Genomic DNA, 24,363 nt, shown 5'->3' on the forward strand with positions numbered 1-24,363 from the left:
GTTGACCGCCCGCGGCGGAAGCGGCGGCGGCGATGTCGGCCTGCGCGACGAACGGTACGGATCGAAGCTCTGAACGGACCACTGGACCAAGGCATCTGAAGCGACGTCCGAGCGACCCGCTCAGCGCGGCTGAATCGCCGCCTCAGCCGCTGCCTTGATCCGGGCGCCGAAATCATGGGCGTCCTTGCGGGCGGCGGCGAGCGCGAGGCCGACGAGGAGTCGGCCGAGGCCGTGGCCTTCCAGGGCGTTGAAGATACGGACCCGTGTCCTGCCGCCGGCCAGCGACTCCAGGTCGTAACCGCCTTCGCGGACCGTCACGCTGTTCTTCGAGGCCTCGGCCCACCGGATCCGCACCGGGGCCTGCAGGTCGGTGATGCGGAACTCCCTGGCCGTCTTCATCCCGGCGTCCTTGACCGTGCTGCGGAAGACCGTCCCGACGGCGGTCGGAGTGTCGGGAACCCGCTCGATCCTCAGCACACGGGGGCTGAACTGCTGATCGTTGCGTCCGTCGGCGAGGTAGTCGAACACCGCTTCGACGGGTCGATCGACCTCGGTCGTCGCTTCGAACTGTCCTGGCATGAGCACTCCTCGATCGCGGGAGCCGCAGCGTGCCCGTGACTCCTTCGTACAGGGGACCACCGGGCGTCTCGCGAGGCGAACCGCGCCGGATGCACCTGACCCGCACCCCTCACCGGATGCGATCACGACTCGCAGGCGGGAGGCTGTTGCGTGTGGCAACACCGCGCTGCCTGCCCCAGTGGCTGGGCACCATGGTCAGGCCGTGCACGAGCCCCCGGCATCTCTCCCAGCCGAGTGTCCATCCCCGGAGCCCACGGAGATCGTCATGACCGCCCCCTCTGGCACCGTCGTTCTGGAGCCCGCGTCCCAGCAGATGGCAGATGCCACGTCCCAGCCGCCGTTCCTGTACCAACTGGGGCCGGAGAAGGCCCGAAAGGTGCTGGACGACATCCAGGCGGAACCGATCGAGAAGCTCGACGTCGACTCGGAGTGGATCACCATTCCCGCCGAAGTCGGCGATGTACGTGTCCGGATCGTCCGGCCGCGGGGCTCCGCGTCGCCCCTTCCCGTGATTCTCTACATGCACGGCGGTGGCTGGGTCCTGGGCAACGCGGACACCCATGACCGACTGGTGCGCGAGCTCGCGGACGGGGTGCGGGCCGCGGTCGTGTTCGTCGAGTACGCCCGCTCCCCCGAGGCCCACTACCCGGTGGCGATCGAGCAGGGCTACGCCACCGCTCAGTGGATCGTCCGAGAGGGCGCTGCCCACGGCCTCGATCCGGACCGCATGGCGGTGGCGGGCGACTCGGTCGGCGGGAACATGACGGCCGCTCTCGCCCTGATGGCCAAGGAGCGCGGCGACGTCCGCTTCGTGCACCAGTCCATGTACTACCCGGTCACCGACGCCAGCATGAACACCAGGTCCTACGCCGACTTCGCCACCGGCTACTTCCTCACCGCCAAGGCCATGGAGTGGTTCTGGGACGCCTACGCTCCCGACCGCGCGCAGCGCGACGAGATCACCGCCTCCCCCTTGAAGGCCGACCTCGATCAGCTCGCCGATCTGCCACCGGCCTTCCTCGTCGTCGACGAGGCGGATGTGCTGCGCGACGAGGGTGAGGCGTACGCGGCCAAGCTCCGCGCCGCAGGCGTCGACATCACCACGGTCCGTTACGACGGCATCACCCACGACTTCATGATGCTCAACCCGCTCAGCGACACCCACGCCACCCGTGCGGCCGTGTCCCAGGCCGTCGCTGTACTGCGGGAGGCCCTGGGCACCGACGAAGCGGCTTAGGGCCTGCCGGAAGTTCACCGGCGGCAAGGCCCCGGCCGCTACCTGACCTTCGACATCCGGGAGACCGGGTTCCCCTCCGCCGCGCTGTCCGAGGTGTACTTCAGGTCGTCACCCACCGGCGTCAACTGCACATCGTGTGCGGCCGGGTCGCAGCCCGCATGGTTGCCCTTGGCGCCCACGGAGGTGACGACCAGCCGGGCCGAAGTCACCTTCTTCAGCGTCAGTACGTCCGTGCAGACACCGCCGAGCTGGTCGGTCTGGACGAGTCGGCCCAACTCCTCGCCCCCACCGGCCCGGTGGACGGTGAGCCGGAAGGTGCCTACGGGCAGGTTCCCGCCGAGGGCGGTGGCCTGGCCCTCCCAGGTGCCCAGGTAGCGGGACGGAACGGTGCTGCCGCTCTTGCCGGGGGGATCGGCACTGCGGTCGACGGCGCTGGAGGCGGGACCGGGCGCCGGCGAGTAGGCGCTGCCCCCGGAGGACTCGTCGTCCGTGCCGCCGATCAGCGACCGGACGAGGAACCCGAGCCCCACGACCGCCCCGACGAGCGCCCCGGCGACGGCGAGCGCCACCGTGCAGCTCACCCGGCGTCCACGACCGCCCTCACCCGGGGTGGAGGAGGCCGCCATGGTGACGGAGACCTTGCCCGGAGGCTGCTCCACGGACGGCGAGGGCGCGTCCCGGGGCCCGGGCATGACGACCGGCTCGGCCTCCGGCATCACCGGCGCCGGCCCGAACTCGCCGCCCGCCACGCCGGACGCCCCGCCCATCACGCCTGAAGCCCCTCCCACCGACGGGCTGCTGAACCCGATTGGGCCGGACGGCACCGCCTCCGCGGCCTCCAGGTTCAGCAGCCGTACGGCGCTGCGGCTGACCTGTTCGACCAGAGGCCCCGGCAGCCAGCCGCCCGCGATCAGCCGAGCCGCGCCGTCGGGGGCCAGCCGCCGGGCGACCTCCCCGGGTGCGGGCCGGCGGCCGGGGTCCTTGGCCAGGCAGGCCTCGGCCACCTCCCGCAGTTCACCGCTCAGCGCGCCGAGTTCCGGCTCCTCGTGGACGACCTTGTACAGCAGCGCCGCCGAGGAGTCCCCGGGGAAGGGCGGCTCGCCGGTGGCCGCCTACGCCAGGACCGCGCCGAGGGAGAAGACGTCCGCCGCGCCGGTGACGTCCTTGCCGAGGATCTGTTCCGGGGACATGTAACCGGGCGAGCCGACGGAGACGCCGGAAGAGGTCAGGGAGGCGGTGCCGTCGGTGGCACGGGCGATGCCGAAGTCGATCAACAGGGGGCCGTCGAGGGTGAGCAGCACGTTGGACGGTTTCACGTCCCGGTGCACCAGTCCGAGTTCGTGCACGGCCGCCAGCGCCTCGGCGAGGCCCGCGCCCAGCGCCCGTACCGAGTGCGCGGGCAGCGGGCCGTCGGCCTCCACCGCGGCGGCCACGGTCGGGCCGGCCGCGTAGGCCGTGGCGGCCCAGGGCACGGGGGCGTCGGGGTCGGCGTCCAGGACGGGGGCCGTCCAGGCGCCGCCGACCCGCCGGGCGGCCGCGATCTCGCGCCGGAAACGCGCGCGGAACTCGTCGTCCAGCGCCAGGTGCGGGTGCACGATCTTCACCGCGACGGTCCGGCCGCCCGCGCTGCGGCCGAGGTACACCCGTCCCATCCCGCCCGCGCCGAGCCGGCCGAGCAGCCGGTACGGCCCGATCACGGCAGGTTCGTCGGCCGCGAGCGGCTGCATGGCGTCCCCCCATCCCCCGTAGGCCCCCATAGGCCCCCATAGGCCCCCGTGGGCCCCCGTGGGCCCCGTCGGGCACTCCAGCAGATTAGTGCGGAACGCCCCGTTACGGCTGGAGCAGTTCCCCTACGGCTGGAGCAGTTCCACCTTCACGTCGGCCGGGAAGCCGGTCGTCGGTCCCACCCGCCGTGCGAACTCCGTGACCGCGTTGAGCTGCGGTCCGCCGAAGCTGAAGTCGAGGGTGGTGAAGTACTGTTCCAGGGTCCGCTCGTCGAAGGACTCCCAGCGGGCCGCCTGCTCGGCGACCTTGCCGACCTCCTGCAGGGAGAGGTTGCGGGAGGCGAGGAACGCCTCGTGCACCTGGCGGGTGATGTCGGGCTCGCGCTCGACGTACTCCCGCCGGGCGGCCCACACCGCGAAGACGAACGGCAGCCCCGTCCACTCCTTCCACAGCGCGCCCAGGTCGTGCACGTCGAGCCCGTAGCGCGGCCCGTCGTGCAGGTTGGCGCGCAGTGCCGCGTCCCCGATCAGTACGGCGGCCTCGGCCTCCTGCATCATCAGGCTGAGGTCGGGCGGGCAGGTGTAGTAGTCGGGCTGGACGCCGTAGCGCTCGGCGAGCAGCAGCTGGGCGAGGCGGACGGAGGTGCGGGAGGTCGAGCCGAGGGCGACCCGGGCGCCGTCCAGCCGGTCGAGGGGGGCCTGCGAGACGATCACGCAGGACATCACCGGGCCGTCGCAGCCGACGGCGATGTCGGGGAAGGCGACCAGGTCGTCGGCGTTGCGCAGGAACTCGACGAGGGTGACGGGCCCGATGTCGAGGTCCCCCCGCACCAGCTGCTCGCTGAGCTTCTCGGGAGTGTCCTTGGTGAGGTCGAAGTCGAGGAGGGTGCCGGTTCTCGCGAGCCCCCAGTAGAGGGGCAGGCAGTTCAGGAACTGGATGTGGCCGACACGCGGCCGGGTGCGAGAATTGTCCACATCGCGAGACTAGCCCCCTCGGGATACGGGGCCGCCCCCGGCCCCTCCGTCAACTGGCCCAACGCTTGTCAAACGTTGGGGTGAAGTGATCTTGGCCTCTATTGCTTTCGGCTGGCCACGTGCTAGGCTCGCCGCAAGTTGCAGTTTGGTTTCCCTTGCAGTACAGAGCCTGCGGAGCATGTAACCGCGGGCTCTAGTCGTTTTCAGACGTATGCAGTTGTGCGGCACTTGCTTTCACGCTTGCAGGGTTCTGGAGCAGGGCGACCCTTTGGGCCCAAGGAGGGCTTATGGCTACCGGAACCGTGAAGTGGTTCAACGCCGAAAAGGGCTTTGGCTTCATCGCCCAGGAAGGCGGCGGCCCCGACGTCTTCGTTCACTACTCCGCGATCAACGCCTCCGGCTTCCGCTCCCTCGAGGAGAACCAGCAGGTGAGCTTCGACGTCACGCAGGGCCCGAAGGGTCCGCAGGCGGAGAACGTCACCCCCGTCTGATCACAGGTGCCCGTCGGAACCTTCCGATTCCAGTTGGAAGGTTCCGATCAGCGCTGTCTGATCGACACTGCCTGATCGCAGTCTGATTCGCAGTACCCAAGGAGCCCCACGCCATCCGGCGACGGGGCTCCTGCCTTTTCCGCCGGCTGGCGCGGGGCTCCTTCCGGTCGCCTTCCGATCGCCTTCTGGTCGCCTTCTGGTGGCGGCGGCGTCTGTTCATTTTCCGTTCACACGTGCTGCATGATCAGTACGAATTTCGTTCCGGCCGCGAGCGCCTCGTACGTGTGCGGGACGTCCCCCCGGTACGACATGTAGTCCCCCGCACCGAGCTCGACCGCCTCCCCGCGGGGCCCCGCCTTCACGCTGCCCTCGCCGACCACGATGTGCTCGACGGTCCCGGGAATGTGCGGCTCGGAATCCCGGACGGTGCCGGGTTCCAGCCATACGTAGTAAATGTCCCGCCGAGCGCCCGGCGGGCTCGCGGAAAGCAGCGTGGCGAGATAGCTGGACTGCTCCGAGTGCACGGTGGGCCCCTCCCCCGCCCGGATCACCTGAACGGCGGGCGCGGGCGGCTCCACCAGCACGCTGAACGGCACCCCGAGCGCCACCGCGAGCGCCCAGATCGTCTCCATGCTCGGATTCCCGGCCGCCCCTTCCAACTGGGACAGCGTGGACTTAGCGACCCCGGCCCGCTTGGCCAGCTCGGACAGGGACAGACCGGCGCGGGTGCGTTCGCGGCGGAGGGCGGCGGCGATCCAGTCGAGGGGGAGGCGGGAAGGGGGGCCGGATGGGGGGCCGGAGGGAGTGTCGGAGGGGGGCGAGTCGGGCATGGCGTTCGCTCCATCGGTATGACTGTTCGCCTTGACGAACGTGAGGGCTGCTGTTCATTGTAGAAAACATGCGTTCGCCACAACGAACACACGGAGCCTCTCTCGCCGTGCGGCCCCTGGTCCGCGACAGCTCTCTCGTCTGGCTGGCCAGCGGCATCGTCGGCGTCTCCTTCGGCGCGGTGTCCGTCGCCGGCGGTCTGCCGCTGTGGGTGCCGGTGGTGATGTCGGTGGTGGTGTACGCCGGGTCGGCCCAGTTCAGCGCGGTCGGCGTGCTGCTCGCCGGGGGCGGTCCGCTGGCCGCGGCGGCCACCGGCCTGCTCCTCAACACCCGTACGGCCGCCTTCAGTCTCGCCGTCGCCGAGACCATCGGGGGCGGACGCCTGACCCGCCTGGTCGGCGCCCACCTCGTGACCGACGAAACCGTGGCCTTCGCCCTGGCCCAGCAGGACCCCGACCGCCGCCGGGCGGCGTTCTGGATCTCCGGGCTCGGCCTGTTCGCCGTGTGGAACGCCGGGGTACTGGCCGGCGCGTTCGCCGGGAGCGCCCTCGGCGACACCGCCCGCTACGGCCTGGACGCCGCCTTCCCCGCCGTCCTCGTGGCCCTCGTCCTGCCCACCCTGCGCACGGACCGCGCGGTACGCCGTTCCGCCCTGCTCGGCGCCGCCCTGGCCCTGGCGGTGACACCGGCCGTCCCGGCGGGGGTGCCGGTGCTAGTGGCGCTGTGCGGACTGGTGTTGCACCGCCCGGCGCAGGGGGAGGTGACGGCCCGGTGAGCTCGACGGCCGCCGTGATACTGGCCCTCGCCGTGGGCACGTACGCCTTCCGGCTGGTGGGCCCGGTACTGCACGGGCGCGTGGAGATACCGGCGAGGGTGCAGGAGCTGGCGTCGGCGGGGGCGGTCGTCCTGCTGGTCGCCCTGCTGGCAACGGGCTCGCTGACGGAGGGCGGCGACTTCGCTGGATGGGCCCGGCCGGCCGGGGTCCTGGCGGCGGGCGTACTCGCGTGGCGGAGGGCCCCGTTCGTGGTGGTGGTGCTGGGGGCGGCTGTGGTGACGGGGGTGTTGCGGGCGGTAGGGGCGGGGTGACGCGGACGGACGGGGGGCGGCGTGACGCGGACGCCGGCTGGTGGCCGGTCGGTGGGCCCGCCTCGTGTTCTCGGTCCCGCATTCGGTCAGCGCGGTCCTCGGATGCTGTCGATGATGCGGGTCCAGTTGTCGCTGCCGTGTCCGTTTTCGATCGCGCGCCGGTAGTGGGCCTGTACGGCCAGGGGGAGCGCGAGGTCGAGGCCGAGTGACGTGCTGGTCTCGACGATGTGGTCGGACGTCGCGCCCATCATGGTGACCGTGCTGAGGTCGCCGGGATGCTCTCCGGCGTCGAGCGCGGCACCGGGGTGCTCTTCACCGGCCCTGAGGATGTCGCCGATCGAGTCGGCGGAGGAGAGCAGCTCCGGCAGCGCTTCCTCGGCCTTGATCCCTGCCGTGCCCAGCATGGCGGTGGCGTGCATCAGTCCGGACAGGGTGGTGAGGAACACCGCGAGTTGGGCTTGGTACATCATCTGGGCGAGGCCCGGGTCCTCGCCCAGATGCTTCGGTGTGCCCAGCAGTGCCAACGCCGCCATGTGGCGCTCCAGCACTGGAGCATGGCCGCTGTAGTAGACGTAGGCTGCCTCCGTGCCGACCATCGGCGCGGGCACCATGACGCCTCCGGTGAGGAAGGCGGCATCGTGACCCGCTGCCCAGGTTGCCGCCTCGCGTGAGCGGTCGGGAGTGTCAGAGCTCAGGTTGACCAGCGTCCGCCCGGCGAGCGATGCGGTGGAGGTGGCCGTGGCGGTGTCAAGGATGTCGTACATCGCCTGGTAGTCGGTGAGGCTGAGGATCACGAGGTCACTCGCTTCGACCGCTGCGCCGGGTGTCGCCGCGAGCGTGGCCCCGGCGGCGACGACACCGTCGGCGCGACTGGCGGTGCGGTTCCAGACGGTGACCGGGTGGCCGGCGGCGAGAAGGGTACGGGTCATCGCCTGGCCCATCGGGCCGAGTCCGATCACGGTCACAGGGCTGTGGCTGTCTTGGCTGGTGGTGTGGCTCCGTTGTTCGTTCACCCCTTCATGCTCGGGGAGTGCCTCTGATCTCGGAAGTACCTACTATTTCCTGCGCTACTTACTAAGTTGTAAGCGGATCAGCGACGGCCAAGGGGGATCAGTGATGGCCAAGGCGCCGAGACGCGGGCCTTACATCTGCGGCATCGACGCTGCGCTCGACGTGGTGAGCGGCAAGTGGAAGGGGCTGATCCTCTGGGAGCTGCACACCCATCGCGTACGCCGCTTCGCCGAGCTCCGTCGCGGCCTGCCGGGCGTGAGCGAGAAGATGCTGACGCAGCACCTCCGCGAGATGGAGGAGGACGGTCTCGTTCACCGAGAGGTCCATGCCGAGGTGCCGCCACGCGTGGAGTACTCCCTGACCGAGCACGGGCGCACGCTGAATCGAGCGCTGGGACCGCTCGGCGCCTGGGGGACCGAGCGGATGCGCCGCGAAGGCTTCGGGGCGGTTGACCCGGGCGACGGGGCCGAGGGGGGCGACGGGACCGAGGCGGCCGAGGCCTCACGCGGGTGAGCATGGGCGACGTGGACGCCGGTTGGATGGTTGCTGTGGGGCCGCCCGCTTCTTTTGCAGTGTCGTGATTCCGTGAGCCGAGTAAAGGGCGCTGCGCGTCGCCTACGGCGATCGGCCTGCGGCCGACCCTTGACTCGGCTCACGGAATCACGGGGAAGAAGCGAGCGGGCAGCCCGGAGAAAGCGGGGGCCCGGGTAGGGCGCCCCCTGCCGTCGGCTGGGCTGCCGGGCGGGGTCGGGGGCGCGATGGCGCCTCGCCTGCAGGCCGGGTGGGCTTAGCGGCGATCGGTGGATGGGGAGTGGGGGCTCGTGCACGCGCTGGGTAGGTGAGGGCACGCCGGGTCGGCTCAGCGGCTTGCGGTCGGTGGACGGTGATCGGTGCCGCGCGGTCGCACTGGTGGCGCAGCGGGCTGACGGGATGACAGCAACTGGAGGGAATGTCTCACGCCCGCGCCGCGTGACCTGCGGGTTTGCCTCCCACCCGTGAGACATACCCTCCAATTACCGGGTGGCCGTGACTGGTGAGACGGATGTGACTGGGCGGGAGGCGGCCCGTCGATATCGGACGCCGGCTCAGGCCCTCACTGGTGGCCGTCGGGCGCGGCCCAGGCGACGAGTTGGAGAATTACGCCGTTCGGGTCGGTGACCTGGAAGAGGCGCTCGCCCCACGGCTCTTCGCGCAGGGGGAGGGTGATGGAGACGCCTTCGCTCTGCAGTCGCTCGTATTCGGCCTCCAGGTCGGTCACGGTGAACGCGATGATCACGCCGGCGGCATGCTGATCCCTGAAGCCCTCGGGCAGGACCTCGATGCCGCGCTGCAGAAAGATCACGTCGGGGGCGTCCTCCCGGGCCAGGGAGGCGAAGCCTTCGGCGGCCATGGCCTCCTGGAACCCGAAGTGCTCGACCAGGAATGCGGCGGAGGCGTGGACGTCGTCGACGGTCAGGGAGACGGCCGTGGAAGCGATCTTCATGGTTCCTCCTGGAGACCTGGCATCAACTCTGTACGTTGTACTTTATACATTGTACAGAGTATGCGTGTGCGGAGCCATCGCTCCTAGCGGAGAAGATGGGGCGCATGGCCAAGGAACGAAGCGGCGCAGGCGACCCGGCCCGCACCCTGGAACTGCTGTGGCGCGAGCCCGGACGTGGTGGCCCCCGGCGCGGCCCCCGGCAGGGCTTGACGGTTGACGCCGTCGTCCAGGCCGCCATCGAACTCGCCGACGCCGGCGGGCTGGACGCCCTGACCATGCGCAGCGTCGCCCAGCAACTGGGCGTCACGCCGATGACGCTCTACACCTACGTCCCGGGCAAGGCAGAGCTGCTCGACCTCATGCTGGACGCCGTCTATCTGCAGATGCCGCGCACCGACCAGACGTCCGCCCCATGGCGCACGAGGGTGGAGGCCGTCGCGCGCGAGAACCGCGACCTGTACCGACGCCATCCCTGGGTGGCGACCCTGCCCACCACGCGCCCGCCGCTCGGACCCGGACTCATGGCCAAGTACGAACACGAACTGGCCGCCTTCGACGGCCTCGGGCTCGATGACGTCGAGATGGACGCGGCCCTCACCTTCGTGCTCGGCTTCGTCCAATCCGTCGCTCGCGCCGACTTCGACACCCAGGCCGCCGCCCGCGACAGCGCCATGTCCGACGAGCAGTGGTGGGCCGTCAACGCCCCGCTTCTGGCCAGAGTCTTCGACCCGGCCCGGTTCCCCCTCGCCGCCCGCGTCGGAAGCGCCGCAGGCGCGACCCATCGGAGCACGTACGACCCTGAACACGCCTTCGCCTTCGGGCTGCAGCGCATCCTCGACGGCCTCGCCCACCTCATCGAGAGCCGGTACCGGTAGCGACCCCCGCACGCCGTGGCAGTGATAGGAGGACATGTACCACGGCTGTGCTGAGTGACCTGCAGCTTTCTCAGCCACCCCTGGTACATATCCTCCAATCACTGAGCGGCTGCGGCCAATCAGAACCCACTCACCGACCGCCGCCGAACCCACCCGGCGTGCAGGCGAGGCGCGACCGCGCACCCCAAACCCCGGCTCGCAGGCCAGTCCGGCGAAGGGACCGCCTGCCCCGGCCACCGGCTTTCCGGGCCGCTCGCTCGCTTCTTCCCCGTGCTGGAGCGAGCTGAGTCAAGGGTCGGCCGCAGGCCGATCGCCGCAGGCGACGCGCAGCGCCCTTTACTCGGGTCGCGGAAGCACGACACTCACGAAGAAGCGAGCGGCCCCTACGGCCACCTCCCAAGGGGCGTGCCGGCAGTCGACCCCCACCGCCGTCACTGTCCCTTCGGGATTTGTGGTCGGCACCCGCTCCCGGGCCCTGGGAGCGGGTTGCCGCCTGGGCCCGGGATAGATCGTCGTACGGGTCAACCGCCCAGTCAATCCTGGGGATTTGAGAGTAACCCCAAGTGTTAGCTTGGAGGTTGTGACGCTCGATGATCTGCGCGTGTTCGTCGCCGTGTGCCGGGGCGGGAGTCTCAGTGCGGTGGCTCGGGAGCTGGGGTGCACGCAGTCGGCCGTGAGCCAGCACGTGAAGCGGCTGGAGCGGGAGACGGGGGTGGCGCTGCTGGAGCGGCAGCCTCGCGGGGTCGTGCCCACGCAGGCGGGGCGGGTGCTGGAGGCCGCCGCCGCGGAGGGGATCGCCGGACTCGATCTCGCCGTGCGGGAGTTGCGGGACCTCGTCGACGGGCGCAGCGGGTACGTGCGGGTCGCCACCGGAGCCACCACCGTGCGGCACTTCATGTCCGACGCCGTCGTCCGGTTCCGGCGACGGTATCCGCACGTCAACCTCGAATTCCGAACCGTCAGTTCGGGACGCGGCAGCTTCGACGCGCTCGCCGACGGCACGCTCGACCTCGCCTGGATCACCCTCGGCCCTCCCGTGCGCGGGATCGAGCAGCGGGCGGTGGTCGAACTGCCCTGGGTGCTTGCCGTACGGGCCGACGACCCGCTCGCCCGGCAGACCCACCTCGACCCCGGCGACCTGCACGACGTACGGCTGATCCGGCTGCCGCCCAACTCCGCCTCCGCCGCCCATCTCGACGCCGCCTGCGAGGACCTGGGCGTGCGCTTCGCCTACGAGCCGAGCGTCGCCGACTGGGACACCGCCCTGCTGCTCGCCGAGCTGGGAGTCGGGCGGGCCGTCGTGCCTGCCGTGCCGGGACTTCCCGTTCCCGGGGAGGGAGACCTGCGGCTCGTGCCCGTCCCCGGGCTGCGGCCCCTTCCCGTCGGGTGGGCCGTACGCCGCTGGGACGCGCTCAGTCCGCCGGCCCGGGCCTTCGCCGACACGGTCGTCCAGTGCCGGGTGCGGGGCGGGTGAGGGGCAGTTCCGCCCAGACTGTTTTGCCTACGGCGCGCTCCGTGACGCCCCAGGCCTGCGCCAGCAGTGATACGAGGATCAGGCCCCGGCCTCCCTCGCCGTTCTCGTCGTCCTCCGGGGCGAACCTGAGCTTCTTCTCTCCCCTCGCGTCGGTCACCTCGATACGGAGGGTGTCCCTGGGGAGGCGCAGCAGGCGCAGTTCGAAGTCCCTGCCGGGTACGCGGCCGTGCGTGACCGCGTTCGCGGCGAGTTCCGCGACCAGGTGCTGGGCGGTGTCGTTCACGTCTCCGCCGTAGGGGTGGCCCCAGCTCGCCAACTGGTTCGCCGTCAGGTGGCGGGCCAGGCGTGCGCCTCTCGGAGTCGGACTCAGACGGACGGCCAGTTCGCTGAGGGTCGTGGGGGAAGTGGTGGGGGTGGAGATTTGTGAGTTCACGTGACAGAGGGTGGCGGTTTCTCCCTACCCTGACCAGGAGTGACCTGGCGACTGTGCGTAGCCGTACGGGTGCGGTGGGTTGGGCGTACGGGGTTGTTCACGACCCTGGGTAAGCAGCTCAAGGTGCTTCGGGAGCGGAAGGGGCTTACGCAGAAGGAGTTGGGTCAGCTTGTCGCCTACGGGCCGGATGCCATCTCCGCCATGGAGCGGGGCGTGCGGGTTACCCAGCCCGAGCTGCTTGAGACGGCAGATGAGTTGCTCGACGCCGGGGGCATCCTTCGGGCTGCCATTCCCGACGTCAAGGAGGCGCTGAAGAAGGCGCGGACCCGACACCCCGAGTGGTACAGGAGTTACGCGGCCCTAGAGGCGGAGGCTATTGAGCTCCACTTCTACGCCAACCAGGGCGTGCCGGGCCTCTTGCAGACCGAGGACTACGCCCGGGCGGTGTTCTCTCGCCGACGACCCCTGCTTGACGAGGAGACGATCGAGAAGCGGGTAGCAGACCGGCTGGCGCGGCAGCAGGTCTTCGACAGGTGGCCCGCCCCAGTGTGCAGTTATGTCCTGGAGGAGGTGATGCTGGATCGGCCCATCGGCGGCCGGGACATCCACAAGGAGCAGTTGCAACGGCTGCTGCACATCGCCAGCTTGCGGAACGTGGAGATTCAGGTGATGCCGTCCAGTGCGGAGGAACACCCGAACATGGATGGCCCGTTCAACTTGCTGACCCCTCGTAAGCACCCGCAAGTTGCGTACACGGAGATCCAGGGCTACCCCCGGCTGATCACCGACACCGAAGAGGTACGGAAGATCGCCGATCGCTATGGGATCATGCGGGCGATGGCCCTCACGCCCACGGTGTCCCGGGCCCTGATCGAGAAGAAGCTGGGGGAGCTGTGAACAGCCACGAACTCAACTGGCGCAAGTCCAGCTACAGCGGCGGTGAGGGCGGCGAATGCCTGGAGATCGCCACCGACCACGCAGCAATCCACATCCGCGACTCCAAAACCCCCACCGCCCCTCACCTGACCCTCTCCCCCACCACCTGGCTGGCCTTCCTCCCCCACCTCAGCCCTACCAACTCACCGGCAACTCCACAGGAAACCGCCGAATAGTCTTCGCGTCCCACCGCAAGTCCCCCGGCGGCACCGCCAACCGCAGCCCGGGGAAGCGTTCCAGCAGCCGCCCGACCGCGACCTCCAGCTCGGCCAGGGCCAAGGGCACGCCGATGCAGCGGTGGCCGCCCCAGCCGAAGGTCATGTGGGGGGCGTGGGGGCGGGCGGGGTCGATGGTGTGGGGGTCCGGGTAGCGGGCGGGGTCGCGGTTCGCCGTCAGATAAGAGACGTGGACGAACTCGCCGGCCCGGATCTTCACGCCGTCCAGCTCGACGTCCTCCAGGGCCACGCGGGGGATGCCGACGCCCTTGCGGAAGGGGATGTACCGCAGCAGTTCATGGATGACGTCCGTCAAGGACTCCGGATTCCGCCGCAGCCCGTCCATCAGCTCCGGCCGGGTCAGCAGCAAGTAAACGATGTTGCTGATCTGACACGTCGCCGTGTCCTGGCCGCTGAGCACCAGGGTCAGTGTCATGACGGCCATTTCCTGGTCGTCGAGCTGGTCCTGGCCGTCCCGGGCGGCGATCATCCCGCTGATGATGTCGTTGCCGGGGGTGTGGCGGCGCTGCTCGACGAGGGTGCGGAAGTAACCGGTCAGGTCGGTCTTGACCTGGGCCGCCGCCTCCTTGTTGTCCCGGCCGGTGACGAGCAGTTTCAGAACCAGGTCCCGCATCCGGGCCCAGTCCTCGCGGGGGATGCCGAGGAGTTCGAGGATGGTGTGCTGCGGGAACGGGTCCGACAGGTGCCGGACGAGGTCCGCGGGCGGGCCTTCCTCCGCCATGCCGTCCAGCAGTGAGTCGGCGAGCCGGACGATCCGCTCGCGCATGCCGTCGACCCGTTCCTGGGTGAAGGCCTGGGAGACCAGGCTGCGTACGCGGCTGCTCTGCGGGGGGTCCATGACGTTGACGGACTCGGGGGAGACGATGGGCTCCGGGGTCATGCGGGGGTAGTCGTGGCCCATGATCCCGGCGCGGCTGAAGCGGCGGTCGACGGTGACCTGCTGGACCGAGTGGAAGTCGGTGGCCAGCCAGGCGTCGGCCTCGCCGTACGGGAGGCGGATACGGCTGATGGATCCGCGCTCCATGAGGTCGGCGAGCTCGGGGTCGAAGTCCAGGGCGTCGCTGAAGTCGAAGGGGCAGGTGCGGGGCTCGTCGTCGGTGCTGTGCTGCTGCCGGTCGTCAGTCATGTCATATGCCTCCTGGCGCGATGGAAACACGGCAGGAGGCACGGGCCCGTGATACGCACCCCGCTGGTGGGCCGGATGGGCTAAGAACCTCTGACACAGGGTCAGCCGTACAGCCCCTCCACCTCCCCCGCGAAGTCCCGCATGATCGCTTCCCGCCGCAGCTTCATCGACGGGGTCAGGTGGCCGGACTCCTCGGTGAAGTCGACGGGCAGGACCGCGAACCGCCGGATGGACTCGGGCCGGGAGACCAGTTTGTTGGCCTCGTCCACGGCCCGTTGCAGGACGGCGGTCAGCTCCTCGTCGCCGATGAGGAGCTCGGGGGGAACCGGGTGCTTGCCGTTCATCAGGCGCCAGTGGGTGATGCCGTCGGGGTCGAGGGTGAGGAGGGCGCCGACGTAGGGGCGGCCGTCGCCGACCAGCATGCACTGGGAGATCAGGGGATGGGAGCGGAGCCAGTTCTCCAGGGGGGCGGGGGCGACCGACTTGCCGCCGGCGGTGATGAGGAGCTCTTTTTTGCGGCCGGTGATGGTGAGGTAGCCCTCGTCGTCGAGTTCGCCGAGGTCGCCGGTGGCGAGCCAGCCGTCCTGGGTCGCGGGGACCACTCCGCCGGCCTGGGGGTCCCAGTAGCCGCGGAGCACGTGGTCCCCGGCGATCAGGATCTCGCCGTCGGCGGCGATGCGGACCTTGGTGCCGGGCATGGGCCAGCCGACGGTGCCCAGGCGCGGTTTGAGGGGTGGGGTGACGGTGGAGGCGGCGGTGGTCTCGGTGAGGCCGTAGCCCTCGAAGATCTCGATGCCCGCACCCGCGTAGAAGGCGGCGAGGCGGCGGCCGAGCGGGGAGCCGCCGCAGATCGCGTACCGGACCCTGCCGCCCATCGCGTTGCGGATGCGGCGGTAGACCAGGGGGTCGTAGAAGGTGCGGGCGGCTTTCAGGGAGCGGCTGGGGCCGCCGCCGGTGCCGGTCTGGCGGGCTTCGAGGGCCTCGCCGTAGCGCTGGGCGACGGAGGCCGCGCGGTCGAAGGTGGACACGCGTCCGCCCGCCTCCGCCTTGGCGCGGGCGGAGTTGAAGACCTTCTCCAGCATGTAGGGGATGGTCAGCAGGCAGGTCGGCCGGAAGGCGGCGAGGTCCGGGAGCAGGTCCTCGGGCTTCAGGCTGGGGGCGTGGCCCAGACGTACTCTCGCCCGGACGCAGGCGATGGCCACCATCCGGCCGAAGACGTGGGACATCGGCAGAAACAGCAGCACCGAGGCCGCCTCGTCCGACTTCGCCTTGAAGACGGGGTGGAGGAGTTCGATGGCGTTGTCGACCTCGGCGAAGAAGTTGCCGTGCGAGAGGGCGCAGCCCTTGGGGCGGCCGGTGGTGCCGGAGGTGTAGATGATGGTGGCGAGCGTGTCGGGGACGAGCATGCCCCGGCGTATGTCCGCTTCCGCGTCGGGCAACTGGGCGCCCACTTCGGCGAGGCGGTCCACGTGGCCCTTGTCCATCACCCAGACGTGGCGGAGGTCGGGGAGGTGTTCTAGTTCGGGGCCGATGGCGGCTGCCTGGCCGGCGGTCTCCGTGACCAGGGCGAGCGCGCCGGAGTCGTGGAGGATCCAGCGGGTCTGGAAGACGGAGGAGGTCGGGTAGACGGGGACGGTGACCAGTCCGGCCGCCCAGGCGGCGAAGTCCAGCAGCGTCCACTCGTAGGTGGTGCGGGCCATGACGGCGATCCGGTCGCCGGGTGTGAACCCCTCGGCGATCAGTCCCTTCGCCACCGCCAGTACCTGTTCGGCGAACTCGAGGGCGGTCACGTCCTGCCAGTCGCCGTCGGGCGTCCTGCGGCTGAGGACCACCGCTTCGGGATCCTTCTCCGCGTTGTCGAACGGCAGGTCCGCGAGGGATCCGTGGGTGACGGGCGGGGCGAAGGGCGGGACGGACGCCTCCCGTACCACCCCGTCCAGGCGGCGTGTCTCCGGCTCGACGAGGATCGGCAGGCCGTCGTAGTCGGTGGCGTGGACGGTGGCGTGCACGGTGGCACCGGAGGAGACGGGGGAGACGGGGGCGGTCGGGTACGGCGTGGACACGGGCGGCTCCTCGGGCGTGCAGCGTGAACTGCTTGCTGCATTACGTACGTGCCTCGCACACCGAGGCGTTCACCGGCGGGCCGCTGCGGAAGGGGGTTACCGACGGTTCAGGCAGGTGATGTTACGAGGCTCCTGTGGTGGGCTTGTGCGGGTTCGGGGATGGTCCGGGGACAGGGGTGTGCAATCTCGGCGGTTAAGTGACGGTCGCTCACGTTCGCTCCAGGACGGCCGTCACGCCCTGGCCGCCGGCCGCGCAGACGGAGATCAGTCCCCGTGCCGGTCCCTCCCGTTCGGCCAGCAGTTTGGCCAGGGTCGCGACGATCCGGGCGCCGGTCGCCGCGAAGGGGTGGCCGGTGGCGAGGGAGGAGCCCGCCACGTTCAGGCGGCTGCGGTCCACGGGGGCCAGGCCGCGCTTCTCCCAGGCCGCGAGGGTGGCCAGCACCTGGGAGGCGAAGGCCTCGTGGACCTCGATCAGGTCGAAGTCGGCCATCGTCAGGCCCGCCCGCTCCAGCATCCGCGGGACCGCGTACGCGGGAGCCATCAGCAGGCCGTCCTCGCCGTCCGCCACATCGCCGTGCGGGAAGTCCACGGCCGCCGTCTCGTACGCCGTGAGGTAGGCCAGCGGTTCCAGGCCGCGTTCGGCCGCCCACTCCTCGGACGCCAGCAGGACCAGGGCGGCGCCGTCGGTGAGCGGGGTGGAATTGCCCGCCGTCATGGTGGGTTCCGGGTCCTTCAGGCCGAACACCGGCTTCAGCGTGGCCAGTTTCTCCACCGTCGAGCCGGGGCGGAGGTTCTGGTCCCGGGCCAGGCCCCGGAAGGGGACCACCAGGTCCTGGAAGAAGCCGCGTTCGTACGCCGCCGCCAGCCGCTGGTGACTGGCCGCCGCCAACTCGTCCTGGGCCTCCCGCGTGACGCCCCAGACCCGGGCGGTGACCGCGGCGTGCTCGCCCATGGACAGGCCGGTGCGCGGCTCGGCGTTGCGGGGGATGTCGGGGACGAGGTGGGCGGGGCGGACCTTGGCGAGGGCCTTGACGCGGGCGCCGAGGGATTTCGCCCGGCGGGCCTCGAGCAGGACGCGGCGCAGGTCGTCGTTGACGCCGAGAGGGGCGTCGCTCGCGGTGTCGACGCCACCGGCGATGGCCGACTCGGTCTGGCCGAGGGCGATCTTGTTGGCGGCGGCGATGATCGCCTGGAGGCCGGTGCCGCAGGCCTGCTGGATGTCGTAGGCGGGGGTGCGGGAATCGAGGTCCGAGCCGAGGACCGTCTCCCGGGTGAGGTTGAAGTCGCGGCTGTGCTTGAGGACCGCTCCCGCCACCAGCTCCCCCACCGCGCCGGGCGCCTGGAGCCCGTACCGCTCGACCAGGCCGTTCAGGGCGGCGGTGAGCATCTCCTGGTTGGAGGCGGTGGCGTACGGGCCGTCGGCGCGGGCGAAGGGGACGCGCGTGCCGCCGATCACCGCGACGCGGCGGGCGCGAGGGGGTTCAAGGGGACTCATTCTCGACCTGTTCCTCACCGTGACGTAGGCTTACCTCCGGTAACCTTACTCCAGAGTAAGCATTTGGACCCCTGGGAGTCGTCAGATGGCCGACCGCTACCTGAGCTTCACCGGCACCGCGCCCGGCCGCTTCCTCACCCGTCGACTGGGACTGCCGCAGCCCGCGCCGCTGAAGCGCTGGTCGGAGCGGGAGACCTCCCTGGGCGGCCCGCTGCTCCAGCTCACCGCCGGGAAGTCCGACCTGGACCTGGCTCCCGTCCTCGCCCGCACGGGAATCCCGGCCGGTACGGAATCGGGCGCGCGCACGGGCGCCGAGAAGCCCGCCGCCGCCGTCCTCGACGCCACCGGTGTCCGGGACGTCGGAACGCTGGGCGAGGTGCACGCGGCCCTGCACCCTGTCCTGCGGTCGGTCGCCGCGAGCGGCCGGGTGGTGGTGCTGGGCGCCCCGCTCGACCCCGCCGACCACCACCAGTCCGCCGCCCAGCAGGCCCTGGAAGGCTTCACCCGGTCGCTGGGCAAGGAGATCGGGCGGGGCAGGACCGTGAACCTGGTCCGGCTCACCGACGCGGACGCCGCCGAGTCCACCCTGCGCTTCCTGCTCTCCCCCAAGTCGGCCTACGTCAGCGGCCAGGTCATCGGCGTCGGTGACGGCCTCGGCGGCGGTGGGGTCACCGCCCCCGGCGACTGGGAGCGGCCGCTGGCCGGGCGCACCGCGCTGGTCACCGGCGCCGCGCGCGGCATCGGGGAGGCGGTCGCCGAGACGCTGGCCAGGGACGGCGCCCAGGTCGTCGTACTGGACGTGCCGGCGGCCGAGGCGGACGCCCGCCGGGTCGCCGAACGGCTCGGCGGCACCGCCCTCGCCCTCGACATCACCGCCGCCGACGCCGGTGAGCGGATTATGGACGCGCTGCCCGCCGGGCTCGACGTGCTGATCCACAACGCCGGCATCACCCGGGACCGGCGGCTGGTCAACATGCCCGCCGAGCGGTGGAGTGCGGTTCTGGAGGTCAACCTCGCCAGTGTGCTGCGCACGACGGACGCGCTGCTCGCGGGCGGCGCCCTGCGCCCCGGCGGGCGGATCGTGGCGACCGCGTCGATCGCCGGGCTGGCCGGGAACGCGGGGCAGACGAACTACGGGGCGAGCAAGGCGGGGGTGGCCGGGCTGGTGCGGTCCCTCGCGCCGCGGGCGCTGGCCGAGCACCAGGTCACCGTGAACGCGGTCGCGCCCGGCTTCATCGAGACGAAGATGACCGCCGCGGTCCCCCTGTTCATCCGGGAGGCCGGGCGGCGGATGAACTCACTCGCCCAGGGCGGGCTGCCCGTCGACGTCGCCGAGACCACCGCCTGGCTGGCCCATCCGGCCTCCGGTGCGGTCAACGGGCAGGTCGTCCGGGTCTGCGGCCAGAGCCTGCTGGGGGCCTGATGGGCGCCGTGTCCGCCGTCGTCCTGACCGGCTCCCCCGCACTCGCTCCCCTGCTCGCCCGCGGCGCCCTGCGCTCGCCGTTCAAGCGGCCCCGGCCGGATGCCGACTACCCGCGCGCCCGGCTGGTGCTGCCCGGCGTACGCGTCGACCAGGACCGGCTGGCCGCGTACGAGCGGGTGTGCGGCTTCGCCACCGGCGACGACGGGCTCCCGGTCACCTACCCGCACGTCCTCGGCTTCCCGCTCGCCATGCGGCTGATGAGCGGCCGGGACTTCCCGCTGCCGCTGCTCGGCCTCGTCCACACCTCCATCGAGATCACCCGGCGCACCGCCCTCCCGGCCGACCGCGAGTACCAGCTCACCGTGTACGTCGCCGGTCTGTCGCCGCACCGGCGCGGCACCGAGGCCACCGTCGTCACCGAGTTGCGGGACGGCGCGGGCGGCGGGGACCTGGTGTGGGAGTCGACGAGCACCTACCTGGCGCGGCACCGCACCGGCACCGCCACGCAGGGCGAGGCGCCCCCGCCGCTGCGGGAGGTACTGCCGCCCGTCGCCGAGTGGCGGCTCGCCGGGGACGTGGGACGGCGGTACGGGGCTGCCTCCGGCGACCGCAACCCCATCCACCTGCACCCTCTCACCGCCCGCCTCTTCGGCTTCCCGCGCGCCATCGCCCACGGCATGTGGACCGTCGCCCGCTGCCTCGCCGCCCACGGCACGCCCCGGGCCGCGCTGGTCCGTGCGGAGTTCCGGGCGCCGGTGCTGCTGCCGGGGACGGTGGTGTACGCGGCGGACGGCGACGGGCGGTTCGAGCTGCGGGGCGGCGAGAAGGTGCACGTGGCCGGGGGTGTCTACCCGGCGGCCGGCTGAGCCCCGGGCTCCCGCGGCGGCCCCGGTTCCGGCGGGGACCACGGCCGCCCGTCCATGAGGTCGCCCAGGCCCGCCCACGCGAAGTTCATCAGGGTCGCCGCGGCCTGCCGGGCCGTGACGCCCGGGGTGGCGTTGGCCCAGGCGGCGAGGGACTCGGCGGCACCGACCAGGGCCTCGGCAAGGCCGGCGACCTCGTGCTCGGGGAGATCAGGGTTGCGGTGGGCCTCCCGGGCGGCCTCGGCGATCAGCCGGGTGACGAACGCGACGAGCTCCTCGCGCATCGCCGTCACCTCGGCGGCGAAGGGCTCGCCGTGGGTGCGGGCCTGCAGGTGCAGCACGGACCAGCCGTCCGGGTGCTCGGCGGTGTGCGCGAAGAACGCCTGGAGCCCCTCCCAGAGCTGGCGGTCGGCGGGCAGTCCGGGCCGGACCCCGTCCCGTACCGCCTCGGTGAGCGCCTTCGCCTCACGGCGGATGCAGGCGGTGAAGAGGTCTTCCTTCGAGTTCAGGTACAGGTACACCAACGGCTTGGACACGCCCGCCAGTTCGGCGATCTCGTCCATCGACGCGGCCATGTACCCCCGCTCGCCGAAGGTCCGTACGGCGGCGTCGAGCATCTGCTGCTCCCGCACCGCGCGCGGCATCCGCTTGGTCTTCACGGCACCCATGGGGCAAGAGTAGTTGGGGGCACGGCTCCCGCCCCCGGGCCTGCGCTCAGGAGGAGGAAGAGGAGGTCCGGCCCTGCGCCCGCGCGGTGTCGTCGGCCAGGTCCTCCTGGCTGCGGTTGGCGTCGAGGTTGGCCTTCGCCCGGTCGACCCTCTCCACGATCTGCACGGAGGCGCGGTCCCGCTCCTTGCGCAGCACGACCCAGCTGATCGGCGCGGAGATCACCATGGCGAGGAGCAGGATCCACAGGAAGTTCGAGGCGCCGAAGCCGCGCGGGAAGATGCCGGAGTAGACGGCGCCCCAGACGACCACGAGGCAGCCCGCGAAGATACCGAGGCGCATCAGCGTGTAGCGGAGCATCTCAATCCAGTCTTCCGATTCCGAAAAGGGGCACCGTCCAGTGAAGCACGCCCAGTCGCCCGTCCTGGAAGCGGGTGGGACGAATCACCTCAGAGGCAGGAGCATCGTGATGTCGTCCCGGTCGTCCCCGGGCGCCACCCGGATCGCGTCGGGCACCCGGCCGACCTCCTTGTAGCCGCAGGAGGCGTAGAACCGCTCGAGGCCGAGGCCCCCCCGGCAGGTGAGCCGTATCGCGTCGATGCCGTCGAAGCCGCGGGCGGCGTCCTCGGCGGCCGCCAGCAGGTCGCGGCCGTACCCCTTGCCCTGGTGTCGCGGGTGGATCATCACCGTGTAGAGCCACACCCAGTGCGTCATCAGCCGGTGGGTGTTGAAGGCGAAGAAGGCGGTGGCGGCCGGCTCGCCCGCCTCGTCGAACCCGACCAGGAGGCGGTGGCGGCCCTCGGCCATCGCGACGAGGTGCTTCACCAGCTCGGGGCGTATCTCCTCGCGGGTCACCGGCGCCACGAAGCCGACCGCTCCGCCCGCGTTGGAGACGTCGGTCCACAGGTCGAGGATGCCGTCGCGCAGGGCGGGCGTGACGGCGGGATCGAGCGTGAAGGTAAGGGGCATACAGGGATAATACTTATTACGACAGCTCGCGTGCAGCCACGTTCAGATCCGCCACCAGCCCCCGGTAAGCCCCCTCCCGGTCCTCCGCGCGCAGCACCGCGGACGGGTGCACCGTGGGGACGAGCCGCTCCCGCCGCCCATGGATCTCCCGCTCCAGCACCGTCCCGCGCACCTCAGTCACCCGGAACGACGAGCCGAGCAGCGCCTTCCCGGCGGTGGCGCCCAGCACCACGATCAGCTCCGGTTCCACCAGCGCGAGCTCGGCCGCGAGCCAGGGCCCGCACGCGGCCATCTCGCGCAGGGTGGGCGCCTTGTGGATGCGGCGCTTGCGGGGCTCGGCCTGGGTGAACTTGAAGTGCTTGACGGCGTTGGTCACGTACGCCTCGCCCGGGTCGATCCCCGCCTCGGCAAGCGCCTTGTCCAGGAGCTTCCCGGCGGGTCCCACGAAGGGCCTGCCCTGGCGGTCCTCCTGGTCACCGGGCTGCTCGCCGACCAGCATCACGCGCGCGTGCGCGGTGCCCTCGCCGAAGACGGTCTGGGTCGCGTTCCGGTGCAGGGGGCAGCCACGGCAACCTGCGGCGGCCTCACGGAGGCCGTCCAGGCCGTCGGCACGGTCCGGTACGAAGGGCTCGGCGGTGTAGGCCTGCTCAGGGGCCTTCGTGGTGGCCATGCCGGACGAGTACCCGTCCGGCATGGGGCGTCACGTCACACCCGCATCGGCTGCGGCGACTCCCGGCGCGCCGGGTCCGGGCCCTCGTACTCGCGGATGATCTCGTACCGGGTGTTGCGCTCCACCGGGCGGAAGCCGGCGTCGCGGATCAGGTCGAGCAGGTCGTCGCGGGTGAGCTTGTTCGGGGTCCCGTAGTTGTCCGCGTCGTGAGTGATCTTGTACTCGACGACCGAGCCGTCCATGTCGTCGGCGCCGTGCTGAAGGGCGAGCTGGGCGGTCTGCACGCCGTGCATCACCCAGAAGACCTTGACGTGCGGGACGTTGTCGAAGAGGAGGCGCGAGACCGCGAAGGTCTTCAGGGCCTCCGCGCCGGTCGCCATCTGGGTCCGGGCCTGAAGGCGGTTGCGGATCTTGCCGTCCTGCATGTCCACGAAGTCGTGCTGGTAGCGCAGCGGGATGAAGACCTGGAAGCCGTTCGTCTCGTCCTGCAGTTCACGCAGCCGCAGCACGTGGTCGACGCGGTGACGGGGCTCCTCGATGTGGCCGTAGAGCATGGTGCAGGGGGTCTTGAGCCCCTTCTCGTGCGCCAGGCGGTGGATCCGCGACCAGTCCTCCCAGTGGGTACGGTGGTCGACGATGTGCTGGCGGACCTCCCAGTCGAAGATCTCCGCGCCGCCGCCGGTGAGGGACTCGAGCCCCGCGTCGATGAGTTCGTCGAGGATCTCGCTCGCGCTGAGGCCCGAGATGGTCTCGAAGTGGTGGATCTCGGTGGCCGTGAACGCCTTCAGGGACACGTTCGGCAGGGCGGCCTTCAGTTCCCGCAGGGAGCGCGGGTAGTAACGCCAGGGCAGGTTGGGGTGCAGGCCGTTGACGATGTGCAGCTCGGTGAGGTTCTCCCCCTCCATCGCCTTGGCGAGCTTCACCGCCTCCTCGATGCGCATCGTGTACGCGTCCTTCTCGCCCGGCTTGCGCTGGAACGAGCAGTACGCGCAGGACGCGGTGCACACGTTCGTCATGTTGAGGTGCCGGTTGACGTTGAAGTGGACGACGTCGCCGTTCTTCCGCGTCCGCACCTCGTGGGCGAGTCCGCCGAGCCAGGCCAGGTCGTCCGACTCGTACAGCGCGATGCCGTCCTCACGGGTCAGCCGCTCACCGGAGCGGACCTTCTCCTCCAGCTCGCGCTTGAGCCCGACGTCCATGCCAACACCTTTCTACGACAACTCGCCCAACGTTACGCCCCCACCGCGCGCCTACATCTCCTCGGGCAGCTCCCCGACCCGGTTCTCCCACTTCGTGGACAGCACGATGGTGGTGCGGGTCCGCGAGACGCCCTTCGTGCCGCTGAGGCGCCGGATGGTCTTCTCCAGCTCGTCGACGTCGGGCGAGCGCACCTTGAGCATGAAGGAGTCGTCGCCGGCGATGAACCAGCAGTCCTCGATCTCCGGCAGGTCCTTCAGCCGGCGGGCCACGTCCTCGTGGTCGGCGGCGTCGGACAGCGAGATGCCGATCAGGGCCGTGACTCCGAGGCCGAGGGAGGCGGAGTCCACGGTGGCGCGGTAGCCGGTGATGACACCGGCCGCCTCCAGCCGGTTGATGCGGTCGGTGACGCTGGGTCCCGACAGGCCGACGAGGCGCCCCAGCTCCGCGTAGGAGGCCCGGCCGTTCTCCCTGAGGGCCTGGATGAGCTGCCTGTCCACCGCGTCCATGCGATCGAAGCCTT

Annotated in this window: 26 protein-coding genes and 1 pseudogene; 11 read left to right on the plus strand and 16 right to left on the minus strand. The window is 71.0% G+C overall.

The genetic code is table 11. The annotated features are described in order from the left end of the window. Nucleotides 1-120: 120 nt before the first annotated feature. A complete protein-coding gene (locus tag ACFYZQ_RS34310) occupies nt 121-579 on the minus strand; it encodes an SRPBCC family protein (protein ID WP_389156478.1) in 459 nt (152 codons plus the stop codon). Between the two features lie 265 nt (nt 580-844). Between ACFYZQ_RS34310 and ACFYZQ_RS34315 the strand changes: the two genes are divergently transcribed. Beyond that, a complete protein-coding gene (locus ACFYZQ_RS34315) occupies nt 845-1,816 on the plus strand; it encodes an alpha/beta hydrolase (RefSeq protein WP_389156481.1) in 972 nt (323 codons plus the stop codon). Between the two features lie 38 nt (nt 1,817-1,854). On the opposite strand, the pseudogene ACFYZQ_RS34320 reads toward ACFYZQ_RS34315, so the two are convergent. Both ACFYZQ_RS34320 and ACFYZQ_RS34325 read right to left on the minus strand, forming a co-directional pair. After that, nucleotides 1,855-3,543: pseudogene (locus ACFYZQ_RS34320) on the minus strand (serine/threonine-protein kinase). Between the two features lie 123 nt (nt 3,544-3,666). Then, complete coding sequence (locus tag ACFYZQ_RS34325) at nt 3,667-4,515, minus strand: menaquinone biosynthetic enzyme MqnA/MqnD family protein (protein WP_389156484.1); 849 nt, start codon at nt 4,513-4,515, stop codon at nt 3,667-3,669. A gap of 287 nt (nt 4,516-4,802) precedes the next feature. Between ACFYZQ_RS34325 and ACFYZQ_RS34330 the strand changes: the two genes are divergently transcribed. Beyond that, complete coding sequence (locus tag ACFYZQ_RS34330; RefSeq protein WP_003992177.1) at nt 4,803-5,006, plus strand: cold-shock protein; 204 nt, start codon at nt 4,803-4,805, stop codon at nt 5,004-5,006. A gap of 227 nt (nt 5,007-5,233) precedes the next feature. Here ACFYZQ_RS34330 and ACFYZQ_RS34335 read toward each other — a convergent pair whose 3' ends face one another. Beyond that, nucleotides 5,234-5,836 carry a helix-turn-helix domain-containing protein gene (locus ACFYZQ_RS34335; protein ID WP_389156487.1) on the minus strand — a complete coding sequence of 201 codons (603 nt, stop codon included), beginning with the start codon at nt 5,834-5,836 and terminating at the stop codon, nt 5,234-5,236. 68 nt (nt 5,837-5,904) lie between these two features. Between ACFYZQ_RS34335 and ACFYZQ_RS34340 the strand changes: the two genes are divergently transcribed. Together ACFYZQ_RS34340 and ACFYZQ_RS34345 are read left to right on the plus strand one after the other, a co-directional pair. Continuing rightward, complete coding sequence (locus ACFYZQ_RS34340) at nt 5,905-6,609, plus strand: AzlC family ABC transporter permease (RefSeq protein WP_389156490.1); 705 nt, start codon at nt 5,905-5,907, stop codon at nt 6,607-6,609. After that, nucleotides 6,606-6,920 carry an AzlD domain-containing protein gene (locus tag ACFYZQ_RS34345; RefSeq protein ID WP_389156493.1) on the plus strand — a complete coding sequence of 105 codons (315 nt, stop codon included), beginning with the start codon at nt 6,606-6,608 and terminating at the stop codon, nt 6,918-6,920. The genes ACFYZQ_RS34340 and ACFYZQ_RS34345 overlap by 4 nt, the downstream gene beginning before the upstream one ends. Nucleotides 6,921-7,006: 86 nt before the next feature. On the opposite strand, the gene ACFYZQ_RS34350 is transcribed toward ACFYZQ_RS34345, so the two are convergent. Further along, nucleotides 7,007-7,933, minus strand: coding sequence for an NAD(P)-dependent oxidoreductase (locus ACFYZQ_RS34350; protein WP_389156496.1), 927 nt, complete (start codon nt 7,931-7,933; stop codon nt 7,007-7,009). A gap of 103 nt (nt 7,934-8,036) precedes the next feature. On the opposite strand from ACFYZQ_RS34350, the gene ACFYZQ_RS34355 reads away from it, so the two are divergent. Next, nucleotides 8,037-8,444: a winged helix-turn-helix transcriptional regulator gene (locus tag ACFYZQ_RS34355; RefSeq protein WP_389156499.1), complete on the plus strand. Its 408-nt coding sequence runs from the start codon at nt 8,037-8,039 to the stop codon at nt 8,442-8,444. 580 nt (nt 8,445-9,024) lie between these two features. On the opposite strand, the gene ACFYZQ_RS34360 is transcribed toward ACFYZQ_RS34355, so the two are convergent. After that, on the minus strand, nt 9,025-9,414 hold the full coding sequence (locus ACFYZQ_RS34360) for a VOC family protein (RefSeq protein WP_389156502.1): 390 nt from the start codon (nt 9,412-9,414) through the stop codon (nt 9,025-9,027). 104 nt (nt 9,415-9,518) lie between these two features. On the opposite strand from ACFYZQ_RS34360, the gene ACFYZQ_RS34365 reads away from it, so the two are divergent. Further along, nucleotides 9,519-10,289: a TetR/AcrR family transcriptional regulator gene (locus ACFYZQ_RS34365; protein WP_389156505.1), complete on the plus strand. Its 771-nt coding sequence runs from the start codon at nt 9,519-9,521 to the stop codon at nt 10,287-10,289. A gap of 580 nt (nt 10,290-10,869) precedes the next feature. Continuing rightward, the gene (locus ACFYZQ_RS34370; RefSeq protein WP_389156508.1) at nt 10,870-11,763 is read left to right on the plus strand and encodes a LysR family transcriptional regulator; all 894 of its coding nucleotides are present in this window, start codon (nt 10,870-10,872) and stop codon (nt 11,761-11,763) included. On the opposite strand, the gene ACFYZQ_RS34375 is transcribed toward ACFYZQ_RS34370, so the two are convergent. After that, a complete protein-coding gene (locus tag ACFYZQ_RS34375) occupies nt 11,702-12,196 on the minus strand; it encodes an ATP-binding protein (protein WP_389156511.1) in 495 nt (164 codons plus the stop codon). The two genes, ACFYZQ_RS34370 and ACFYZQ_RS34375, sit on opposite strands and share 62 nt — an antisense overlap. Nucleotides 12,197-12,289: 93 nt before the next feature. On the opposite strand from ACFYZQ_RS34375, the gene ACFYZQ_RS34380 reads away from it, so the two are divergent. Then, nucleotides 12,290-13,093 carry a helix-turn-helix domain-containing protein gene (locus ACFYZQ_RS34380; protein WP_389156514.1) on the plus strand — a complete coding sequence of 268 codons (804 nt, stop codon included), beginning with the start codon at nt 12,290-12,292 and terminating at the stop codon, nt 13,091-13,093. Further along, a complete protein-coding gene (locus ACFYZQ_RS34385) occupies nt 13,090-13,308 on the plus strand; it encodes a DUF397 domain-containing protein (RefSeq protein WP_389156517.1) in 219 nt (72 codons plus the stop codon). Before ACFYZQ_RS34380 ends, ACFYZQ_RS34385 begins: the two co-directional genes overlap by 4 nt. Here the strand turns inward: ACFYZQ_RS34385 and ACFYZQ_RS34390 are convergent. The 3 genes from ACFYZQ_RS34390 to ACFYZQ_RS34400 all read right to left on the minus strand — a co-directional run bounded on the left by ACFYZQ_RS34390 (nt 13,268) and on the right by ACFYZQ_RS34400 (nt 18,052). After that, nucleotides 13,268-14,494, minus strand: a complete 1,227-nt coding sequence (locus ACFYZQ_RS34390) for a cytochrome P450 (RefSeq protein WP_389156520.1) — start codon at nt 14,492-14,494, stop codon at nt 13,268-13,270. The two genes, ACFYZQ_RS34385 and ACFYZQ_RS34390, sit on opposite strands and share 41 nt — an antisense overlap. A gap of 101 nt (nt 14,495-14,595) precedes the next feature. After that, on the minus strand, nt 14,596-16,503 hold the full coding sequence (locus ACFYZQ_RS34395) for an AMP-dependent synthetase/ligase (protein ID WP_389156753.1): 1,908 nt from the start codon (nt 16,501-16,503) through the stop codon (nt 14,596-14,598). Nucleotides 16,504-16,765: 262 nt separating this feature from the next. Then, the gene (locus tag ACFYZQ_RS34400) at nt 16,766-18,052 is read right to left on the minus strand and encodes an acetyl-CoA C-acetyltransferase (protein WP_389156523.1); all 1,287 of its coding nucleotides are present in this window, start codon (nt 18,050-18,052) and stop codon (nt 16,766-16,768) included. An 85-nt stretch (nt 18,053-18,137) separates the two neighbouring features. Here ACFYZQ_RS34400 and ACFYZQ_RS34405 point away from each other — a divergent pair, with 85 nt between their 5' ends. Both ACFYZQ_RS34405 and ACFYZQ_RS34410 read left to right on the plus strand, forming a co-directional pair. Continuing rightward, nucleotides 18,138-19,475 (plus strand): 3-oxoacyl-ACP reductase, encoded by a 1,338-nt coding sequence (locus ACFYZQ_RS34405; RefSeq protein ID WP_389156526.1) that lies wholly within the window; start codon nt 18,138-18,140, stop codon nt 19,473-19,475. Next, on the plus strand, nt 19,475-20,341 hold the full coding sequence (locus tag ACFYZQ_RS34410; RefSeq protein ID WP_389156529.1) for a MaoC family dehydratase: 867 nt from the start codon (nt 19,475-19,477) through the stop codon (nt 20,339-20,341). The genes ACFYZQ_RS34405 and ACFYZQ_RS34410 overlap by 1 nt, the downstream gene beginning before the upstream one ends. Here ACFYZQ_RS34410 and ACFYZQ_RS34415 read toward each other — a convergent pair. The 6 genes from ACFYZQ_RS34415 to ACFYZQ_RS34440 form a co-directional block, all read right to left on the minus strand. Continuing rightward, complete coding sequence (locus tag ACFYZQ_RS34415; protein WP_389156532.1) at nt 20,323-21,006, minus strand: TetR/AcrR family transcriptional regulator; 684 nt, start codon at nt 21,004-21,006, stop codon at nt 20,323-20,325. The two genes, ACFYZQ_RS34410 and ACFYZQ_RS34415, sit on opposite strands and share 19 nt — an antisense overlap. A 46-nt stretch (nt 21,007-21,052) precedes the next feature. Next, nucleotides 21,053-21,364 carry a DUF4229 domain-containing protein gene (locus ACFYZQ_RS34420; protein ID WP_389156535.1) on the minus strand — a complete coding sequence of 104 codons (312 nt, stop codon included), beginning with the start codon at nt 21,362-21,364 and terminating at the stop codon, nt 21,053-21,055. A gap of 84 nt (nt 21,365-21,448) precedes the next feature. Beyond that, the gene (locus tag ACFYZQ_RS34425; RefSeq protein WP_389156538.1) at nt 21,449-21,973 is read right to left on the minus strand and encodes a GNAT family N-acetyltransferase; all 525 of its coding nucleotides are present in this window, start codon (nt 21,971-21,973) and stop codon (nt 21,449-21,451) included. 16 nt (nt 21,974-21,989) lie between these two features. After that, on the minus strand, nt 21,990-22,643 hold the full coding sequence (locus ACFYZQ_RS34430) for a UdgX family uracil-DNA binding protein (RefSeq protein WP_389156541.1): 654 nt from the start codon (nt 22,641-22,643) through the stop codon (nt 21,990-21,992). Between the two features lie 35 nt (nt 22,644-22,678). Next, complete coding sequence (gene mqnE, locus ACFYZQ_RS34435) at nt 22,679-23,842, minus strand: aminofutalosine synthase MqnE (RefSeq protein WP_388798186.1); 1,164 nt, start codon at nt 23,840-23,842, stop codon at nt 22,679-22,681. Nucleotides 23,843-23,893: 51 nt separating this feature from the next. Further along, entirely contained in the window at nt 23,894-24,349 is a 456-nt protein-coding gene (locus tag ACFYZQ_RS34440) for an Lrp/AsnC family transcriptional regulator (RefSeq protein WP_389156544.1), read from the minus strand. Nucleotides 24,350-24,363 lie beyond the last annotated feature (14 nt).

This window comes from Streptomyces sp. NPDC001843 (assembly GCF_042891955.1).
Classification (GTDB): Bacteria; Actinomycetota; Actinomycetes; order Streptomycetales; family Streptomycetaceae; genus Streptomyces.

Bases quoted from the DNA above. Each gene is read 5' to 3' on its own strand.
- ACFYZQ_RS34310 (WP_389156478.1), bottom strand. From the start codon at position 579: ATGCCAGGACAGTTCGAAGCGACGACCGAGGTCGATCGACCCGTCGAA.
- ACFYZQ_RS34315 (WP_389156481.1), top strand. From the start codon at position 845: ATGACCGCCCCCTCTGGCACCGTCGTTCTGGAGCCCGCGTCCCAGCAG.
- ACFYZQ_RS34330 (WP_003992177.1), top strand. From the start codon at position 4,803: ATGGCTACCGGAACCGTGAAGTGGTTCAACGCCGAAAAGGGCTTTGGC.
- ACFYZQ_RS34335 (WP_389156487.1), bottom strand. From the start codon at position 5,836: ATGCCCGACTCGCCCCCCTCCGACACTCCCTCCGGCCCCCCATCCGGC.
- ACFYZQ_RS34340 (WP_389156490.1), top strand. From the start codon at position 5,905: ATGCGTTCGCCACAACGAACACACGGAGCCTCTCTCGCCGTGCGGCCC.
- ACFYZQ_RS34355 (WP_389156499.1), top strand. From the start codon at position 8,037: ATGGCCAAGGCGCCGAGACGCGGGCCTTACATCTGCGGCATCGACGCT.
- ACFYZQ_RS34360 (WP_389156502.1), bottom strand. From the start codon at position 9,414: ATGAAGATCGCTTCCACGGCCGTCTCCCTGACCGTCGACGACGTCCAC.
- ACFYZQ_RS34365 (WP_389156505.1), top strand. From the start codon at position 9,519: ATGGCCAAGGAACGAAGCGGCGCAGGCGACCCGGCCCGCACCCTGGAA.
- ACFYZQ_RS34390 (WP_389156520.1), bottom strand. From the start codon at position 14,494: ATGACTGACGACCGGCAGCAGCACAGCACCGACGACGAGCCCCGCACC.
- ACFYZQ_RS34400 (WP_389156523.1), bottom strand. From the start codon at position 18,052: ATGAGTCCCCTTGAACCCCCTCGCGCCCGCCGCGTCGCGGTGATCGGC.
- ACFYZQ_RS34405 (WP_389156526.1), top strand. From the start codon at position 18,138: ATGGCCGACCGCTACCTGAGCTTCACCGGCACCGCGCCCGGCCGCTTC.
- ACFYZQ_RS34410 (WP_389156529.1), top strand. From the start codon at position 19,475: ATGGGCGCCGTGTCCGCCGTCGTCCTGACCGGCTCCCCCGCACTCGCT.
- ACFYZQ_RS34415 (WP_389156532.1), bottom strand. From the start codon at position 21,006: ATGGGTGCCGTGAAGACCAAGCGGATGCCGCGCGCGGTGCGGGAGCAG.
- ACFYZQ_RS34420 (WP_389156535.1), bottom strand. From the start codon at position 21,364: ATGCTCCGCTACACGCTGATGCGCCTCGGTATCTTCGCGGGCTGCCTC.
- ACFYZQ_RS34425 (WP_389156538.1), bottom strand. From the start codon at position 21,973: ATGCCCCTTACCTTCACGCTCGATCCCGCCGTCACGCCCGCCCTGCGC.
- ACFYZQ_RS34430 (WP_389156541.1), bottom strand. From the start codon at position 22,643: ATGGCCACCACGAAGGCCCCTGAGCAGGCCTACACCGCCGAGCCCTTC.
- mqnE (WP_388798186.1), bottom strand. From the start codon at position 23,842: ATGGACGTCGGGCTCAAGCGCGAGCTGGAGGAGAAGGTCCGCTCCGGT.
- ACFYZQ_RS34440 (WP_389156544.1), bottom strand. From the start codon at position 24,349: ATGGACGCGGTGGACAGGCAGCTCATCCAGGCCCTCAGGGAGAACGGC.